Source organism: Pseudomonas abieticivorans, from assembly GCF_023509015.1.
Taxonomy (GTDB): Bacteria; Pseudomonadota; Gammaproteobacteria; order Pseudomonadales; family Pseudomonadaceae; genus Aquipseudomonas; species Aquipseudomonas abieticivorans.
In genome coordinates, this window is the sequence record NZ_CP094975.1 from 4,597,384 (window position 1) to 4,615,191 (window position 17,808).

At 65.4% G+C, this 17,808-nt stretch carries 9 protein-coding genes; 1 reads left to right on the top strand and 8 read right to left on the bottom strand.

Annotated features, from left to right (window positions below):
* Positions 1-11: 11 nt before the first annotated feature.
* The 7 genes from L9B60_RS21080 to L9B60_RS21110 form a co-directional block, all read right to left on the bottom strand.
* A complete protein-coding gene (locus L9B60_RS21080) occupies positions 12-1,628 on the bottom strand; it encodes a BatD family protein (RefSeq protein WP_249672836.1) in 1,617 nt (538 codons plus the stop codon).
* Positions 1,625-3,388 carry a VWA domain-containing protein gene (locus L9B60_RS21085; RefSeq protein WP_249672838.1) on the bottom strand — a complete coding sequence of 588 codons (1,764 nt, stop codon included), beginning with the start codon at positions 3,386-3,388 and terminating at the stop codon, positions 1,625-1,627. Before L9B60_RS21085 ends, L9B60_RS21080 begins: the two co-directional genes overlap by 4 nt.
* On the bottom strand, positions 3,385-4,461 hold the full coding sequence (locus tag L9B60_RS21090; RefSeq protein ID WP_249672840.1) for a vWA domain-containing protein: 1,077 nt from the start codon (positions 4,459-4,461) through the stop codon (positions 3,385-3,387). The genes L9B60_RS21085 and L9B60_RS21090 overlap by 4 nt, the downstream gene beginning before the upstream one ends.
* The gene (locus L9B60_RS21095) at positions 4,454-4,948 is read right to left on the bottom strand and encodes a DUF4381 domain-containing protein (protein ID WP_249672842.1); all 495 of its coding nucleotides are present in this window, start codon (positions 4,946-4,948) and stop codon (positions 4,454-4,456) included. The genes L9B60_RS21090 and L9B60_RS21095 overlap by 8 nt, the downstream gene beginning before the upstream one ends.
* A complete protein-coding gene (locus tag L9B60_RS21100; protein ID WP_249672844.1) occupies positions 4,945-5,889 on the bottom strand; it encodes a DUF58 domain-containing protein in 945 nt (314 codons plus the stop codon). Before L9B60_RS21100 ends, L9B60_RS21095 begins: the two co-directional genes overlap by 4 nt.
* Before the next feature lie 2 nt (positions 5,890-5,891).
* Positions 5,892-6,851 carry an AAA family ATPase gene (locus L9B60_RS21105; protein ID WP_249672847.1) on the bottom strand — a complete coding sequence of 320 codons (960 nt, stop codon included), beginning with the start codon at positions 6,849-6,851 and terminating at the stop codon, positions 5,892-5,894.
* A gap of 236 nt (positions 6,852-7,087) precedes the next feature.
* The gene (locus L9B60_RS21110) at positions 7,088-8,131 is read right to left on the bottom strand and encodes a patatin-like phospholipase family protein (RefSeq protein WP_249672848.1); all 1,044 of its coding nucleotides are present in this window, start codon (positions 8,129-8,131) and stop codon (positions 7,088-7,090) included.
* A 207-nt stretch (positions 8,132-8,338) separates the two neighbouring features.
* On the opposite strand from L9B60_RS21110, the gene L9B60_RS21115 reads away from it, so the two are divergent.
* Positions 8,339-12,649 carry a dermonecrotic toxin domain-containing protein gene (locus L9B60_RS21115; protein ID WP_249672849.1) on the top strand — a complete coding sequence of 1,437 codons (4,311 nt, stop codon included), beginning with the start codon at positions 8,339-8,341 and terminating at the stop codon, positions 12,647-12,649.
* 66 nt (positions 12,650-12,715) lie between these two features.
* On the opposite strand, the gene L9B60_RS21120 is transcribed toward L9B60_RS21115, so the two are convergent.
* Entirely contained in the window at positions 12,716-17,653 is a 4,938-nt protein-coding gene (locus tag L9B60_RS21120; RefSeq protein WP_249672852.1) for a DUF6543 domain-containing protein, read from the bottom strand.
* Positions 17,654-17,808 lie beyond the last annotated feature (155 nt).

The following is a 17,808-nucleotide window of genomic DNA, read 5'->3' on the forward strand; positions in this document are numbered from 1 at the left end:
ACCTGAAGAAATTATTTGGGATAAAGCGGCGGTAAATCACTCACCAACGCCTGCTCGCGGTCGGCGGCGGGGATAGTGCCGATGGCGCGCCACAGGTCTTCGCCTTGCCAGAATTGCCCGGTTTCGCTGTACAGCGCACCGTTCAAACCGTCCAGGGCATCGGACAGCGGCACATAGCGTGCGGCCAGGTCAGCCAGGGTTTCCGGTTGCTGGCGGGCCCAGGCGTCCAGCGCCTGGCGGGTGGCCTGCGGGTCGTTGGCCAGGCAGGCGCGCTTGAGATCATCCAGCAGCGTGCGCGGGCTGGGCCCGGCTTGTACCACGCGGGCCACGGCTGGCTGGGAGCGGGCGCGCCACCACAACACGAAGCCGATCAGGGTGGTCAGTGCCAGTAGCACGGTGCTCAGTTGCCAAGGCCACAGTTGTGCGTTGTCCAGGGCGCTGCCATTGGCCGGGGCGTCCACCGCCATGGTTGGGTTGTCCACTACCTGCAGGGTGCGCGCGGGCAGGGTGCTGTGTTCCAGGTGGTCTTCGTGAGTGTTCCACCACACCACGTCGATGCTGGGCAGCGCCAGCGCGCCACTGCGCGTGGGCACCAGCGCCTCGCGCTCGGCACGGCTGCCGATCAAGCCGCGTTCACCGTCCTGGTTGCTCAGTTGCGGCTGGTCGGGGTAGCGGCGCAGGCCATTGACATCGGTGCCCGGCAGCGGTGGCAACTGGGCGCTGGACAGGCCGTCGGCCTTGAGGGTCACGGTGCGGGTCAGCGAATCGCCGACCTGCGGCTGATTGGGCTCGGGGTTCCAGCTTTCGTTCAGGGTCAGGCTGCGGGTGGGCAGCCAAGGGGCATCGGCCGGGTACACGTCGGGCTTGGGCTTGACCGTCAGGGTCGTGGCGGGCGAGCTGACCTGGATGACCTTGCCGGGCTTGGCAGACGCGTCCTGACCGGTGCCGGAATCGACCTGGGTGGCGCTGAACGAAAGGGCAGGGATCGTCAGCACGCCACTGTGCTGCGGGTACAACGCATAGCGGGTCTCGATCACGCCGTGACGCACGCCGTTGATCATCTTTTCGTAGGTGCGCGCATCGCCCAGTTGCTGGATCACCGTATCGGGAAGCTGCAGCGGGCTGAGGCTGCTGTCGTCGTACAGCGACACCGAATGGTAGACGCGCACCGTCAGCACGGCCTGGGCCTGCACGTAGACGTTGTCGGTGTCCAGGCTGGCTTCCAGGGTCACCGGCGCCTGGCTGTCGGCCGCCGGCGCTTCGCTTTGCAGCACCTGCAGGGTGATGGCCTCGCTGTGCACCTCGCCCAGTGCCAGGGGCGGGATCACCACGCTACCGGTCTGGCGCGGCATCAGGGTGATCAGCCAGCGAGTAGTGGCCTGGTCGTTGCCGCCCAAGGTGGTCAGTTGGTTGACCTGGCGCGTGTCACGCACCTCGAACTGACTGTTCAGGGGCGCCAGGTCCGGCTTGCCGAACTGGGTGGCATCGCTGCTTTCCAGGGTCAGGGTCACGGTCTCGCCAGAGTCGAGCCGCGTGCGGTCGACACTGGCGACCAGCGCCGCTGCCTGGCTGGCTGGCGCCAGCATGATCAAGGCAGCGGTGATAAAGAGGGCGCTTGCGCGGCTCATCGGGTCTTTTCCTGATGCTGTTGCTGTTCGTACCAGAATTTGCGGCGCAGCAGTTCCGACGGGTTGTCCGGGATCTGTCGCAGCCATTGCTCCAGCGCCTGGCGCTGTTCGCCGTCCAGGGTATCGCCCGTGGGCCGTTGCGGGGCGAAGGCAATCGGTTCGTCCGCCGTTTTGCCGGCGCCGCCTTCATCCTTGGGGCTGTCACTGGCCGGCGCTGGCTTGGCGTTGTCGCCGGGCTGTTTGTCTGGGTCTGGCTGGGCCGCAGCATCGGCCTCGTTCTGCGCTTGCTGCTGGCTGGCGGCGGCGTCGGACTGAGCGTTCTGCTCGGCCGGCCCCTGGTTTGCCTGTTGTTGGGCCTGCTGTTTTTGCGCAGCCGCCTGCCTGGCCTGTTCGCGCTCGCGGTTTTCCTTGAGCAGGCGCTCCACCAAGGCCTTGTTCTGCTGCGCCACGCTCAGGTCGGGTTGGCGCTCCAGGGCCTGCTCGTAGGCATCGAGCGCCGCCTCCAGTTCACCGCTCAAGGCCAGCGCGTTGCCACGATTGTAGTGGTCGGCGGCGCTGTTGCCTTCGGCGAAGCGCTGGGCGGCACCGGCAAAGTCGCCGGCCTGGTACAGCGCCACGCCCTGCCATTGCGGATCTTCGAAGCGCCGTGCAGCTTCGGCGGGCTGGCCGTGCTCCAGCAGATACTGGCCTTGCTGGTCGGGGCGCCGCCAGAGGTCTTCAAGGCTTGCGGCATAGCTCGGTTGCGGCAGGCACCACAGCAGCGGCAGGCAGAACAGCCAGCCACGCCGCCCGGCGCAGGCGGCCAGCAACAGCAGTGGGACCAGGAACCAGTAGCCCTGGTCGGCCCAGCTGTCCAGTTGCACGGTCTGGCCGTTGCTGCGCAGGGCTTGCGGGCCGTCCAGCAGGCCCAGTTCGCGCAAATCGTCATTGTCCGCGCGCGCCTGGCGGTACAGGCCGCCCACTTCGCCAACGAATTCCTTGAGCGCTGCGCTGTCGAGTTTGGGCATCAGGATCGCGCCCTGGGCGTCCTTGAGAAAGCCACCGCCCTCGGCTTTTACCGGCGCGCCCTCGCGGGTGCCGATGCCCAGCACCAGCAGGCGCGGCGCCTGGCTGTCGAGGCGCTTGAGGATGCCTTCGCGCTCCTGTTCATCCAGTGACGAGGTGATCAACAACAGGCGGCCAACGCCCAAGTCGCTTTGGTGCAGCAGGGTCAGGCCTTTCTCCACGGCAAGGTCGGCGCGATGGCCGCTTTGCGGCATGATCGATGGCTTGAGCGCGTCGAGCAGGTTGCGGCTGGTGGCCAGGTCGTCGGACAGCGGCACCAGCACGTGGGCGCTGCCGGCGTACACGATCAGCGCGGTCTGCGCGTCGCGGCGGCTTTGCAGCAGGTCCATGAGCTTGCGCCGGGCCTGTTCCAGACGGCTGGGCACCAGATCGTCAGCGAGCATTTGCGGGGTCAGTTCGAGCATCACCACCAGCGGATCGGCCGGCTTCTGGGTGGTTTGCTCCACCCGTTGCCAGCTGGGGCCCAGCAGCGCCAGCAAGGCCAGGGTCCAGGCCAGGCCCAGGGCCACCCACGGCAGTTTGCTGCTGTGGCCGCGGCCGCCGCCCAGCAACACCGCATGGAAAGCCGGCGGCAGGATCATCTGCCAGCGCCCGGCACGTTTTTCCCGGTGCCACAGCAGCCACAGCAACCAGCCGAACAGCGGCACCAGCAGCAGCCAGAGTGGGCGGAACCAATGCGGCCAGAAGTCGCTCATCGGCGCCTCCGCAAGCGCAGGCGCTTGAGCCGTTCACGCCAGTGCGGCGAGGGTTGCAGCAAGCCGCGCTTTTCCAGCAGGCGCTGCAACGGGTTGCTTGGCCAGTGCACGCGGGCCACCAGCAGCAGGCTGATCAGCACGGCGCAGGCCAAAGGCCAACTGTACAAGGCGTGGGTGGGGCGGGCCTGGGTGGGTTGCTGGGTCACCGGTTCGAGTTTGTCCAGGGTTTCGCCGATCAGCTTGAGTTCCTGGCCGTCGCGTGCGCGAAAATATCGGCCACCGGTAACCTGGGCGATTTCCTGCAGGGCGGGCTCGTCCAGGTCCAGGCTGGGGTTCAGGCCCAGGCTGCCCAGCGGGCCATCGGCAGAGGGGTCGGCGCCAATGCCGATGGTGTAGATTTTGACCTGTTCTTCGGCGGCCAGGTGCGCGGCGGTCAAGGGGTGGATTTCGCCGCCGTTGTTGGCGCCGTCGGTTACCAGGATCAGCACGCGGCTTTGCGCCGGGCGTTGGCGCAGGCGTTTGAGGCCCAGGCCGATGGCGTCGCCAATGGCGGTGTTCTTGCCGGCGATGCCAATGCGCGCTTCATCCAGCCACACGCGCACCGTGCGCCGGTCGAACGTCAGCGGCGCTTGCAGGTAGGCCTGGCTGCCAAACAGGATCAGGCCCACGCGATCGCCCTTACGGCCTTCCAGAAAGTCGCCGAGCAGGTGCTTGACCAGCGCCAGGCGGCTGATTTCGTCGTCTTCCCAGTGCATGTCGGGGTAGTCCATGGAGCCGGACACGTCCACCGCCACCAGCAGATCGCGGCCGCTGGCGGCAATCGGCAGCGGCTCGCCCAGCCATTGCGGGCGTGCCGCGGCCGTGAGCAGCAACAGCCACAGCAGAATAAACGGGGCTTGCTGGCGCCAGGTCGGCAGGCTGATGCGCGCGCGGCGCCCGGCCAGGCCTTCCAGTTCGTCCAGGAAGCTGACTTTCAGCGCTGGCTCGCCGCTGTCGGCCACCGGTAGCACCAGGCGCATTAGCCAGGGCAGGGGCAACAGGGCGAAGATCCACGGCCAGGCGAACTCAAACATGTTTGCGAATCCAGGTTTCGATCGACTGGTTGAGGCCGGCGATGGCCTTGTCGTCGAGCTTGCATTCGGGTTTGTAGGCGCCTTCCACCAGCACCATCCAGCGGGTCAGGCCGGCGGCCGGGCAGCGGTTGTCGAGAAACGCCAGCCATTGGCGGCCATTGAGCGTGTGGCTGTGGGCATTGGGGTAGTGGTTGCGGCACAGGCGTTTGAGCAGCGCGTTGATTTGCTGCAGCCAGGCCCCGGCCGGTGCGCCGTCGTAGGGTTTGGGCAAGCGTGCAAGTTCGGCCAGGGCCTCCTGGCGAATCGGGTCCAGCGGTTGCTCGACCTTGAGCTGGGCCTTGGGCTTGGGCAAAAAACGCCGCGCCAGCCACAGGCCCCAGCCCAACAAGGGGATCAGGGCCAACAGTAGCCACCAGCCCGGCGCTGGTGGCCAGGCGCTGATGGGCGCCGGGTCGATCAAAGGTTGCAGGGCGTCCAGGGCGCTCATCGGCTTTTGCCCGGGCGCTGGGGGTTCAGGTATTCACGCAACTGTTCGATCATTTCGCTCTGGGTGCTCAGGGGCATCATCAGTACCCGCAGTTTCTGCGCCAGCAGTTCCCAGCGGGCGATGCGCGCCTCGCCCTGGGCGCGGTAGGCCTGGCGCAGTTCGGGGTTCAACGTGTCGATTTCCAACTGTGCGCCGCGCTGGGCGAAACGCAGCAAGCCGGCGGCGGGCAGGGCGTGGTCCAGCGGGTCGGACAGCGGCAGCAGCAACAGGTCGCAATGGCGCGATAGCAGGCTCAGTTGTTGCTCGGCGGCTTCGTTCAAGGCGCGCTCATCGCAAATCACGATGGCCAGGCTGCCGGGGCGCAGCACCTCGCGGGCGCGGCGCAGGCCCATGTCCAGGGCGCCGGGTTCGGGCACGCTTTCGGTGTGCAGCGACTGGTTGACGCGCACCAGGCGGTTGAGCAGTTGCAACAGGCTTTGCTTGCTGCGCCGCGGCTTGACCTCGTAGTGCTCGCCATCGCCGAACACCAGGCCGCCAATGCGGTCGTTATGGCCCAGGGCGGCCCAGCCGATCAAGGCAGCGGCCTGGGCGGCCAGCACCGACTTGAACATTTGCCCGGAGCCGAAGAACAGCCGGCGGCTTTGCTCCACCAGGATAAAGATCGGCCGCTCGCGCTCCTCGTGGAACAGCTTGGTGTGCGGCTCTTGGGTTCGCGCGGTCACGCGCCAATCGATGCTGCGCACATCGTCGCCGGCCTGGTACACCCGCACCTGGTCGAAATCCACCCCCCGCCCGCGCAGCTTGGAGTGGTGCAGGCCGATCAGCGGGCTGCGCTGGCCGGGGGTGGAAAACAGCTGCACCTCGCGCACGCGATGGCGCATCTCGATCAGCTCGGCCAGGGTGACGCGTACGCCAGGTTGAACGGGCAGGGGGGCGCTCATGGTCAGGCGACGGCTACGACGTCGAGGATGCGCTGGATCACCCGGTCCTGGTCGATGCCCGCCGCTTCCGCTTCGAACGACAAAATGATGCGGTGGCGCAACACGTCGAACAGCACGGCCTGAATGTCTTCGGGGCTGACAAAGTCGCGCCCGGCCAACCACGCGTGGGCCCGCGCGCAACGGTCCAGGGCAATGGAACCACGGGGGCTGGCGCCATAGGCGATCCATTCGGCCATTTCCGGGTCGAACTTGCCGGGGGTGCGGGTGGCCATCACCAGTTGCACCAGGTATTCCTCCACGGCATCGGCCATGTACAGGCCGAGGATCTCTTTGCGCGCGGCGAAGATGGCTTGCTGGCTGACCCGGCGTTCAGGCTTGGTTTCGCCGTTCAGCGCCTCGCCACGGGCCTGCTGCAAAATGCGCCGCTCCACGGCGGCATCCGGGAAGCCGATTTTCACGTGCATCAAAAAGCGGTCCAGCTGCGCTTCGGGCAGCGGGTAGGTGCCTTCTTGCTCAATGGGGTTTTGCGTGGCCATCACCAGAAACAACGGGCTCAGCTCGTAGGTGCTGCGGCCCACGCTGACCTGGCGCTCGGCCATGGCCTCCAGCAACGCCGATTGCACTTTGGCCGGCGCCCGGTTGATTTCGTCGGCCAGCACCAGGTTGTGGAAGATCGGCCCCTGCTGGAACACGAAACTGCCGGTTTCCGGGCGATAGATCTCAGTGCCGGTGATGTCGGCCGGCAGCAGGTCGGGGGTGAACTGGATGCGATGGAACTGTGCTTCAACGCCTTCGGCCAATTCCTTGATGGCCTTGGTCTTGGCCAGGCCCGGGGCACCTTCGACCAGCATATGGCCGTCGGCCAGCAGCACGATCAGCAAGCGGTCGATCAGTTTTTCCTGGCCGAGAATTTGCGTTGAAAGAAAGGTTCGCAGCGCAATCAGCGCCTCACGATGTTCCATCGATGACGGTTCCTGGAGAAGGGGGCCCCAGGCGTTGGCGCCGGGGGGGTTACTTTAATCTATCCGGGGGGGTGGCGACTAATGGTGGCGGGGTTTTTGTTTGGAAGGAGGGGGGGGTGGGTGGCTCAAGACTCAAGGAGGGGGGGCAGACCGGGTGGCCGCCTGGGTTGGCTCAGCCCCCCTTGAATCTCAACCCAGCCCGCGCGCTTGACCGGCAGTGGCCCACCCCCCCCCATTCACCGCTTCTCACTCTCATAATTATCCAACGTATCGCGGGCAATCTCGCGCCCCAGCGCGATCAGCTCCGGCGCCTTGTAGAATTCGAAAAAACGGCACACCCGCTTGGGCACGTTGATCAGAATATCCGGCGGGTAGCCGGCGATCTTGTACTGGGCCAGGGAGGTTTGCATCACCTCGAAGCTCTGGTTGATCAGATCCAGCAGGGAGGCGGGCCCCACGTTATCGATGATCACTGAGCCGGTGGCAGAACTTGGCGCGCCTTCGTTCTCTGGCGCTGCCGCCGGTTGCTGGACCTGGGGCTTGGCGGCATCGGCCAGCCAGGGGTTGGGCAACACGGCGGCCGCCGGTTGCAGTGCCTGTTGTTCCAGGCGCAGCATTTCCTCGGCCTGTTTGCGCCGGAACGGCAGGTGGGAACCCAGGGAGTTGAGCAGGTGGTCGAAACGGCTTTTGAACGCAGGTGGGCGCTCGATCACCGGCAGTTGGTAGTGTTTCTGGTTAGTGGAGTTGAGGTTCACGGCAATGATCAGGTCGCAGTGGCTGGACACCACCGGCACGATGGGCAACGGGTTCAACAGGCCGCCGTCCACCAGCATGCGGTTGCCTTGCATCACCGGGGTGAACAGGCTGGGGATCGCGGCCGAAGCACGCATGGCCTGGTGCAGGCAGCCTACCTGGAACCAGATTTCCTGCTGGTTGGTCAGGTCGGTGGCCACGGCCGTGTAGGGAATGCGCAAATCCTCGATGTTCAGTTCACCGACGATCTTGCGGATTTGCCCGAACACCTTTTCGCCGCGGATGGCGCCCAGGCGAAAACTCACGTCCACCAGGCGCAGCACGTCCAGGTAGTCCAGGCTTTCGATCCAGCGCCGGTATTCGTCCAGCTTGCCGGCAGCATAGATACCACCGACCACCGCGCCCATGGAGCAGCCGGCGATGCAGGCGATGTCGTAGCCACGGCGCTCGATTTCCTCGATCACGCCGATGTGGGCGTAGCCTCGGGCACCGCCGGAGCCCAGGACCAGTGCGACACGTTTTTTCATGGGGGGCGGGCTCCAGGGCGCTAGTGGGTTAACAATGCACCGTTGGGGCAGCGTAGGGCAAGGGCCGGTTGCCCTGTGAGGCGCGCATGGCTTCAATGCACCCCGCGCTTGGCGACGGGCCTAGCTATTTACCGCTCGCTCGGCCGGGCGGTTTGTTCCACTGGCCCAGGCCCGGCATCCCGCCGCAGCCCTCCAGCGGAGCGTGCCATGAACGCCAACCCCTATTTGCTTCCCACCCCCGCCGAACACATCGCCAAGGCGCTGCCCAGTTGGCTGAAAAACGCAACGGTTGCACAGCGCGACGAATTCCAGCAGCGCCTGCATAAGAGTCGGGCCTCCCGGGCCAAGGCGTTGGCAATTGCCCAGCGCCTTGCGCAGCCGGTCGACTTCTGCAGGCCGCTACTGGCCAAGGCGTTGCAGGATGAATACAACCTGGACCTGGACCTGGACCAACACCAGTTGGTCGAACTGCAGCACTACGCCCATTTTCAGCGGCCTTTGCTGAAAAATCCGCCGCGCTCGCTGCTGGCTGCGGCCCTGAGTAACTTTGCCGAGGATGCGCAGTTCGAGCGCGATTCGGCAATTCTGCCAGCGGGTTCGCTGGTGCATTACTGGAACAGCTACGATCCAGGCAAGGCGGTGCACATCAGCCCCGCGCAGTTCGCGGCCACCTGCCGACGCCTGGACCTGGGCGCGCGCTACCAGGCGCACGTCGACCACATCTACCCGCCGTTGCCCACCCCGAGCCAACCGGCGGATAGCCTGCGGGACTGGGCACGTGCCGGCCTCTGCGCGAGCCTGGCCGATGAGCTGCGCACCCAGGTGCAGCGCGCGCGATTGCAGCGCTGCTTGAGTGAAGAAGATGCCGTGCTGGTCGAACAGCTATTGGCCGGGCAAGCGCCGCGGTGGGACGGCTATGTGGTCCAGGTGTGCCAGCTTTACCTGGCCGCTACCTGGACCTCCCTGGGTATACCGCTGCACCGGGCGACGGTCCTGCGCCAAGGTGACAACCCGGCTTCGCCCCACCTGGTGTACTTGCCCGGTGACCCGGATCGGCCACTGTGGCGCTACGCCCGGCTAAGTGACTTCGAACACTGGCTGCGCCCGCGCCTGAACAGCGCCGAGCAGTGCCAGCAATGGGCACTGCTTGCACCGATCGATTCGCGCAAGGCGCTTGCCGAGCAGCTTTACCATCGGCTCAACCCGCTGCCGCTGCTTGCCGCCAGCGATGAGGATCGGGTCCATAACCCTGATGCCGACCTGGGCGCCCGGGCGATCTCGCAAGAGCATTCGTTGGCGCAATGGCTGTACCTGGAGGTGCGCAACCAGGTCACCGCCTATGCCGGGGCCTGCGTTGTCAGTACCGGGCAGGCCGATCGCGTGCGCCACGCGCAGCGCATGGCTCGGTGGCAAACGCTGGGTTTTGATGCGCTGAACATCGGTGCGTTGGTAGTGCCCGGCCTTGATGTACTGATGGCAGCGGTCATGGCCGGGCAGCTGTTGGGTGAGGTCTTCGAAGGGCTCGATGACTGGACCCACGGGCAAACCGAGGAGGCGCTGCAGCAATTGTTCGAGGTGGCGGCCACCGTCGCGCAGGCCGCCGTGCTGGCGCCATTGCATTCGGCGTTCGTCGAAAGCCTGCAGCCGGTGCTCGATACCCAGGGCCAGGCGCGGTTGTGGAGCCCCCGCCAGGCATTGCGCAACTTGGGGCCGGAGGTCGAGGGGGTTGGCGATGAGGCGCTGGAGCAGGCACGCCTGGCCTGCGGCCTGAGCGAGGCCGCCGTGCGCCGCTTGCAGGTCGAGCGACTGCCGTTGCCCGCGGCGTTGCTCGAATGCCTGGCGGATGTGCGTGCCGGGGCATCGGTTGCTGACCCCGTCGCGGTTGTGGTTACACCGCTGCAGCGCGATTTTCCCCGGCTCAGCCCGCACGCGGCGCAAGAGATTCAGGCCCAGGCCAATGATCGCGAACGCCAACTGCTTGGCCTCGGGCAGGTACCGTTGCGCCTGGCCGAATTGGCGCGCATGGCCCTGCGCGAGCGGCAATTGAACCGTGCCCTGCTGGGGCTGGTGATACCGGGCATGGCCAGTGCCGACAGTGCGCGGCTGGCTGCCGGCCTGGTCGCGGACGGTGCGCCGCTGTTCGAGCAGGCCGTGGCCAACCGCGCCGTTGCCGCGCGGCTGATCGGCCAGCAACGCGCCCCCGCCTGGCTGCGCCCGCCCACGCGGCAGGCCAATGGCCTGATTGGCTACGAGCTGAGTGGCCGGCCGGGCAACCTGCGCCGCCAGGACCGCTTGGCGCGGCTGTACCCACAGGCCGACGAAGACCAACTGCAAAGGCTGCGCCAGGAACTTGAGCCGGCAGTCGACCTGAACCTGGGCCTGCGGGAGTTGGAGTACCGTCGGTTGCAGGCCACCTTGGTGGATTGGACAGAAAGCCCCGACCTGATCGTCGATGAAAATGGCAACCAGGAACCGGTCCAGGCGCAAAGCCGTGCCAATGCCGCTCAACTGATCCTCGCGGCCTGGCGCCGTGAAGCGCCCACCATGCAATCGGCGCGCAACCGTGGCCGGGGCCATGAGCTGGACCTGTCCGAATACCGCATCGGCCGCCTGCCTGCCTTGAACCTGCGCATGAATCACGTGTACAGCTTGAGTTTGGCCGGCACCGGCCAGGTCGAGGATCCCTCGGCGTTCCTGGCGGCGTTCCCGCGCTTGGAGGCGCTGGAGTTGCAAGACAATCAATTGAGCCGTATCCCCGTGCAGGTCGGCCTGCTGAGCGAGCTGAACGTGTTGGCCCTGGACGAAAATCGCCTGCAAGGGTCTGACCACCTGTTCGATGGGCTGGTCAACCTCAACGATTTGCAGATCCTGACCTTGCGCAACAACCCCTTGCAGACCCCGCCGGCGGCGATGGCAGTGCTCGGTGGCTTGCGCAGCCTGCAAGACCTGTCGCTGGCCAGCACCGATACCGTGTTAGATGCCCGCGCGCTCGACCAGTTGGCCCGTCTGCCCGACCTCAATAATCTGTGGCTCAGCGATAATCACCTGGTGTTGAGCGCCGAAAGCCTGCAGGCGCTGGCACGCATGCCGCGCCTGGATTTGCTCAACCTGGACGGCAACCCATTGGGCGAGCACCTGGACCTTGCCAGCTTGACCCAACTGCGCACGCTGTACCTGCGTGACTGCGACCTCACGCAATGGCCTGCGGGCCTAAGCGAACTGATCAACGCCCCGGCGCGACGCCTGGCGTTTGTCAATCTTGAAGAGAACCCGCTGCAGGAGGTGCCCGTGCTGCAGCCCGGGCCTTTTTTCGAGCGAGCAACGGGGCGCAGGCAACGCTTGAATATCTCGGCAGAGCACCTGACGCCACAGAGCCTGGAGCACCTGCGCCAGGTCAATATCCTGCCCACTTGGGCCAATGACCAGGCAGACTGGCTGAGCGGCGCCTGCGACGAGGTCCGTCAACAGGTCGCAGCCCTACGCGCGCTGCCCCAGGCCCGGTATTTTCTCCAGGCGTTGGAGCACATCGAAGATACCGAGCAATATCGCCACGATCCAGGCAGCGGGCGCCGACGGGCACAGCAACTGATCAGCGATATCAGTGCGCCCGTCCCAGGCGACGATGGCCAGGGTCTTGAGCATCTGCGCAGGCAGGTATTCGATATTGGCGAGGAGGAGATGACCACTTGCGTTGACGGTTTTGCACTGATCTTCAACCGTTTTGAAACCCGCGTGTTGATTTATCGCGTCGCGGGCAGTGTCATCATGCCCGAGCAGGCAATGACCCCGTTGCTGAACCTGAGCCGGCAGTTGTACCGCGCCGACCGCCTGGACCTCACGGCGGTGGCCATCATGCAGGCGCGCATGGTACGCCGCGCCGCGTTGTTCCCCCAGGCCATTGGCCGTCACGCCGAACCCGGCGAGCTGGCCCTGGTCACCGCGTTGGTCGAACGCGGCGCCCCGCCGCTGGACCCGCTGGATGATGCCACCCTGGAGGAGTTGGCCAACTTGCCTGATGAAATCGAAATGTGCCTGCGCCTGCGCATGGAACTGGCCGAAGCCCTCGACCTGCCTCCCCAGCCGACCGACATGCGTTATCACCAACCGCTGACCGACAGCCTGCGCGAGCGCATCCGCGACCATGTCCGCAGCCTGGACACCGACAGCCGCTGGGTGCAATGGGCGATTGCGCAAGACTGGTGGTGCGACCTGCTTGAGCGTCGCTATGCCTCCCGCCTGGAGGCCTTGCGCGAACACTGGTACGCCGGCCATGAATACCTCTGGGAACTGGGCCGGCCCAGCCCTGAGATAGGCAGCGTCGCGACCGACGTGATGGCCGTGCTGCAAGCGCAGTATCCCCAATACACCTGGCTGCGCGAGGGCATGCCGCAGGTCCTGGCCTTGACCCCTGTCGAACTCGATGGTGCCATCCAGCGCTTGAGCGCCGGGGAGCGAGCAGCACGTAACCAGTTGCTAGCCTTACTGTCGCAAGAGCTGTTGGACGACAGCCGGCAATGATTTCCATGGGGCGGCGGCTTGGGTGTGGCACCTCAAGCCCGCCTTCCAACCGGGTCAGGCTTGCGCTCAGGTGAATACGCTGCGCCCAAGCAAGGTGAACAGCAATGTCAACGAGTCGGCATTGGCCAGGATGATCGCCAGGCGCTTTTGCGGGTCGCTGTAAAAGTCCTCGCGGGCTTCGTCGAGGGTTGCGCGGTCACAAATCTTGAGGATCTGTTTGGCCGCATCCCCCATCACGTCTCGCGGCTGGCCATCGGATGGCAGAGTAAACAGTTCGTGCGGTGGCGTATCGACGGACAGCTTGCGCAGTTGCAGGCGCTCGGTTTCGGCTGTCAGTTTGCGGGCTGCCGGGGTTGTGGCCATCTGATCGGTGAAGGGCGCTGCAGACTCCAGGTAGGCGATGTCCAGGGTCTCGATTTCCTGGTGGCTCAGTTCATGGATCAGGGTGCTGGCCTGGTAGTGCGTGGTCACGTCAAAGCCGCTCTGGCTGTGCTGAAACATCCACGAGGGGGCCAGGAAAAAGCGCTCGGTCAGGAAGATCCGGCGTGCGGGATCGTCGTGCGCGGTGAAGGCAATGAGGTTCAGCTTGGGCCGTTTGCTACGGCCCAGGATGATCCTCGGTGAGGTCACGGGGTTCAATGAGGGGGCTAGCAGCGCGCTGTAGATTTTCCGGGCTCGGGTGCGCAACTGCAACAACACCGTGGGCGTGATGGGGCCTGCGTTCAGGTACTGGTTGAGTATCCTGAGGGTGGGTGCGGCAAGGGGGCGCTCGCCTTGGGCGGCATTGAGGTTCTGCAGGCAGTTGCGCAGGTAATCCAGTGCCAGGCGGTGCGCCAGCTTGACCTGTTGGCCTTCGAGGTTGAAATGGCGATGGATCTCGCCCATGCCCTCGGCCTGGGGTTGCAGCAGGTCGTCGATGTAGCTGTCCAGTTTGGCTTCTTCGCGGCTCAGTTCGCCGCCTCGACGGCGGCGCCCCCAGTTGATGTCCAGCTCCCAATCCTTGAGCAGGTTCAGGCGTATGCGTGGGCCGCGGCGCTGGTTTTGCACGATGTACCAGTACTTGCCCAAGCTCTGCACCTGATACACCTTGCCTGCGACGGCGGCGTAGCAGGGCGCCACGCCGTGCAGGGTGTAGAGCTGGGTGAGCGGATCCTTGCGCAGGCCGCTCAAGGCCTGGTGCACTTGCTCGAATGGCAGCAGCCGCGCCTTGAACTCTACCGGCAATTGAGGGTGGCGCCCCTCGAAACTGCTGGAAGGCATGACGGATGACAGGGCTCTGACAGGGGCGCGCATGGGCAATACCAATGCCGGGCGGTCGACGGCGGCTGCCGCGCGACGGTGGGCCGCCAAGTGGGCCAGCGCCGCGCAAAACGCTGCCAAGGCCTCGCCCCAATTGTCTTCCAACGTTGGCTTCACGCCGCACCTGAGCAACTGGTCGCTCTGCCACGTGCTGACCATCAACCCTAACTCGCCGGGCAGGAACAGGCTGGCCTGTTCCAGGCACCGCGTGCCCAGGGTGATGAAGGCTTCCCAGTCGGCTTCGCCGCAGCCGGCGGTTTGTTGGCGAGCCATCATCTGCAACAGGTGCAGGTTGTCATCAAACAGGAACGTCAGGGCATTGCCCAGGACCGGGTCGTCATCCAACTGCGCAGGCGTTGGCACTGGCAGGTCCAGGCTCGATCCAGCGCTCCATGGCAGGTGCGGCGCTTTCAGGCCGCCCTTGTCGTAGATCCGCCGCGCCCCATCCTCCAACCGCCACACCATCAACGAAGCCAGTGTTTCGTTGCTTCGGGCATGATCAAGGAAATCTTTTTGGTCGCTGAACTCCAGCAGGCCGAAATCCTTGCTGTAGGTCGCCAGCAGCAGCACCGGACCTTGCTCGACGTTGCGCGGCCCGATCAGGTACATGCCGCTGACCGGGTCGGGTTTCATGCCCGCCTGGGGAATCAGGCGCACTTGCCGCAAAACGATTTCCTGGCCATTGACCGGTTGCCGAGCCAAGCCGTCCGGCATGCTCAATACGTTGTCCAGGTAGCTGTAGGCGGTGGGGGTCAATTGTTGCTGCAGCAGTTTGCGAAAGCCCAGCTCGCGCAGTTGTGCACACAGCGTGCGGCCGTACAGTTGCTTGCGCTCGCTGTAGCGCGGATCGGTGGGTTGCAGCAGAGGGGTCAGCAGTTCCAGGTACTGCTTGCCCAGGTCCAGGGTGCGCATCTGTTCGATGATTAGCTCAGGCGTCAGCCAGGCCGGTGGCGCGATGCCGTTGGCCAAGCTCACGCTTGCCACCGCGCTGCGACTGCCGTTGAACTGCTTGAGCGCCGCGTCTACCAGGTTGAGCGTGATGGTGAGGTTGGTCTTGAAGGCAATGCGCACCTGGTCCAGGTCCAGGTCGAGGGTGTCGTGTTCCTGCGCCAACGCCTGTTGCAGTTTTTCCAGGGTGAACTGCTTGAGGTCGGGGATACCGTCCAGGTAGTAGTTTGCCGGTGTTTGCACTTCCAGGCATTCGGACAGCAGGCCGGCGTACCGTTGCTGTTGTTCCGGGGTGGTGTCGCGGGCCCATTGGGGCAGGGTTCGCTGCAGTTCGTTGTTTTTCACTGAGCCTTGCAGGTACTCAAGGTCCGGTTGCACGCTGTCACCCTGCAGGCTGTGGGTGATCAGGTTGTCGAACAACTGCGCGTCGAAATGCCCGCCCAACGCTTGCGACCAGGCGCAGTCGACGGCGCTGCGTACCCAGCGCTGGCGGCCGTCGAGCAAGGCCTGGATCAGGTTGCCGCGGATGGCGTGCGTCTGCACGCTCAGGGTGGGCGGGCTGGCATGGGTCAGCGCGTCGCGCAACAGCGAGCGCTGTGCTTCAACCGCCAGGCTCAGGACCGATTCGCGATAGTGCTGGTGTTGCAGGTCGTTCAACAAGCGTGAGCGCAGCAGCGTCAGCGACGGCAAAGGTTGCAGGCCAGTGGCCGGTGACCAGAGCGTCACGGGGCCTTGCTCGGCGGTGGCGGTTTGGGCCACGAAGCAGCCTTGCAAGGGGATGAGCAAGTTGCCATTGAGCACCAGGTCAAGGCGATGCACATCGACACGGGCTGCGCCCCATTGTTGTCGGGCCTGGGCAGTCGGCAGGTCGAGCACCTGGTCTAGCTGGACGCTCGTACCTGCCGGCCCCTGGCTGTCGCGCAGGCTCGCCGATTCAATACGCAGGGCCTGTTCGAACAATGTGTACAAGCCAGGGCAAGGGGGGCAGCAGGCGCGCAGCAGTCGGCCTTGCAACAGCGCCGTGGCGTGCTCCAGCAACGTGTCGAGTAGCGTCGCATCGAGCTGCTTGGCCGGCATCGGCTGCCGCTGCCCATCGGCCACGATCAGTTGCGCGCCACTGCCTTGGGCGTCGAGCGGCGCGCAACCGCTGACGTGCTCCAGGAACGCATCGGTCAGCAGGCGTGTTTGTCCGGGGGCGGTCGCAGCCCCCGTTAGTTTGATCAGCAGGGTATCGGCTTTCAGGGGCGGCCAACTGAGCGCTGCCAGGTGCTGGTCCAACAAGGCCTGGGCACACTCGCGCAAGCTGGGCTGTTGCCATTGCCAGTCGTTGAGGCGGTCACCCAAGGCGTCGAGGCGCGACAGCCAGGCGTCGCTGGGCGGTGGTTGGAGGGCGGCCAAGGGTGGGCGCACGGGTGCCGGTGGCAAGCGCGGGTCCAGCAGTGCGCGAATGTCCAGGGCCTGCTGCACCGCGTGGGTGCTGTCTTGGGCCTGGCCCAGGGCTTGCAGCAGGTTGTGCGACTGCCTTTGCTTCAACGCGCTGGTCCACTGTGCGAACGGTGCTTCGCGCAGCGGCGTCAAGGTCAGGTGCAAGGTGCCCATGCTCATGAAACTGATGGCGTCGTCTGGCGACAAGCCGGGTGGGGTTTGCAAATGATCGTTCATGGCCTGGAACAGGGCGCAAAGGTGGTCGCGATCAGTGAACGCTTGCAAGCCGTGGGCGGCGCTGTACAGGTAGCCATCGGTGGCGCTCGGCGTGCGGCGAATGACCCGCATGGCCTCAAGTGTCAGCGGTTGCTGGACATCATCGGCCAGGGTAATGCCTTCCAGTTGCACGCTGCTGTCGGCCCGCAGCAGGCCGCGCAGCCACTGCAAGGCCGTGGCCTGCAGCGTGCCGTCATTGCGCTGGCGCAGCAGCGTGGCCTGGTAGTGGTCGGCCAGGCATTGGGCCAGGTAGTCGCAGCGTCTGGGGTAGCCGCAGGCAGGCGCCAGCCAGTAGCTATTCAGGGCTTCGTCGTAGGGGCTGTGCAAGTCATCCGCGTGGCTCACCAGCGCGCTTTCAAACGTACGTGCCGCCACTTCAGCCAACGGTTTGCCGTCCGTGCCCAGCCAACGTCGCGACTGGCCAGGCGCAAGCGCCTGTTGCTGGTAATGTTCCAGCAATTGCTGTTGCAGGGTCAGGGTGCGTTGCACCCGGTCGCCTTCGATGTGTTGCAACAGCAACTGGCCGGGTACCTCGAGGGTGGCGGCCTGCTGCAGGCCAATTTTTTGCATGAACAGGCTGACCAGCACCTCGGGTAACCGGGGCTGATGCGCAAGTTCTTCGGCCAGGTCGTCCAAGGCCTGCACGCGGGCCTTGAGCAACGCCTTGGATTGCCCGGCAAACAGCGCGCCCTGCAGGGGCTGGGCCGTGAGCGCGAGGGTGCTGTCGAGCAGCCCCCGGCGTTGGCGCAGGGCGTTGTGCAAGGTGTTGCGGTCGCTGAAGCGTTCCAGGCCGCCCACTGGGGTATGCAGGTAGAGCACCGACGGCGCCACGCCATTGTCGATGATGACCAACGCGTCTGCCAGCGCGCCAGGGTGGCCGGCAAGTGCTACGCCTGAGACTTTCAGGGTGGGCGCCAGTTGATCGCTACACAGGGTGTGCAGGCGTTGATGGCTGGTAAGGTCGATCGTGCCATCGCTCAGTGCTTGCGCGAGGTCCTGGGCCAGGTGCTCGCGCAAGGTGTCGGGGTGGATGTCGGGTTTAAGGGGGGGGCTCATCGGGGCGCTACCTCGTTCGGTTGACTGCCGGGGGCCGGCCCCGACGTTGGAGGCGCCACCTTACGTTTGCCCTGTTTGCCGCCTGCGGTAGATAAAGCAGGCCTGTGCCGGTTACGCACACCTGCTAACCTTGGCATGAGGGCACTTTTTGCCCC

Bases quoted from the DNA above. Each gene is read 5' to 3' on its own strand.
- L9B60_RS21085 (WP_249672838.1), bottom strand. From the start codon at position 3,388: ATGAGCGACTTCTGGCCGCATTGGTTCCGCCCACTCTGGCTGCTGCTG.
- L9B60_RS21090 (WP_249672840.1), bottom strand. From the start codon at position 4,461: ATGTTTGAGTTCGCCTGGCCGTGGATCTTCGCCCTGTTGCCCCTGCCC.
- L9B60_RS21095 (WP_249672842.1), bottom strand. From the start codon at position 4,948: ATGAGCGCCCTGGACGCCCTGCAACCTTTGATCGACCCGGCGCCCATC.
- L9B60_RS21080 (WP_249672836.1), bottom strand. From the start codon at position 1,628: ATGAGCCGCGCAAGCGCCCTCTTTATCACCGCTGCCTTGATCATGCTG.
- L9B60_RS21110 (WP_249672848.1), bottom strand. From the start codon at position 8,131: ATGAAAAAACGTGTCGCACTGGTCCTGGGCTCCGGCGGTGCCCGAGGC.
- L9B60_RS21120 (WP_249672852.1), bottom strand. From the start codon at position 17,653: ATGAGCCCCCCCCTTAAACCCGACATCCACCCCGACACCTTGCGCGAG.
- L9B60_RS21100 (WP_249672844.1), bottom strand. From the start codon at position 5,889: ATGAGCGCCCCCCTGCCCGTTCAACCTGGCGTACGCGTCACCCTGGCC.
- L9B60_RS21115 (WP_249672849.1), top strand. From the start codon at position 8,339: ATGAACGCCAACCCCTATTTGCTTCCCACCCCCGCCGAACACATCGCC.
- L9B60_RS21105 (WP_249672847.1), bottom strand. From the start codon at position 6,851: ATGGAACATCGTGAGGCGCTGATTGCGCTGCGAACCTTTCTTTCAACG.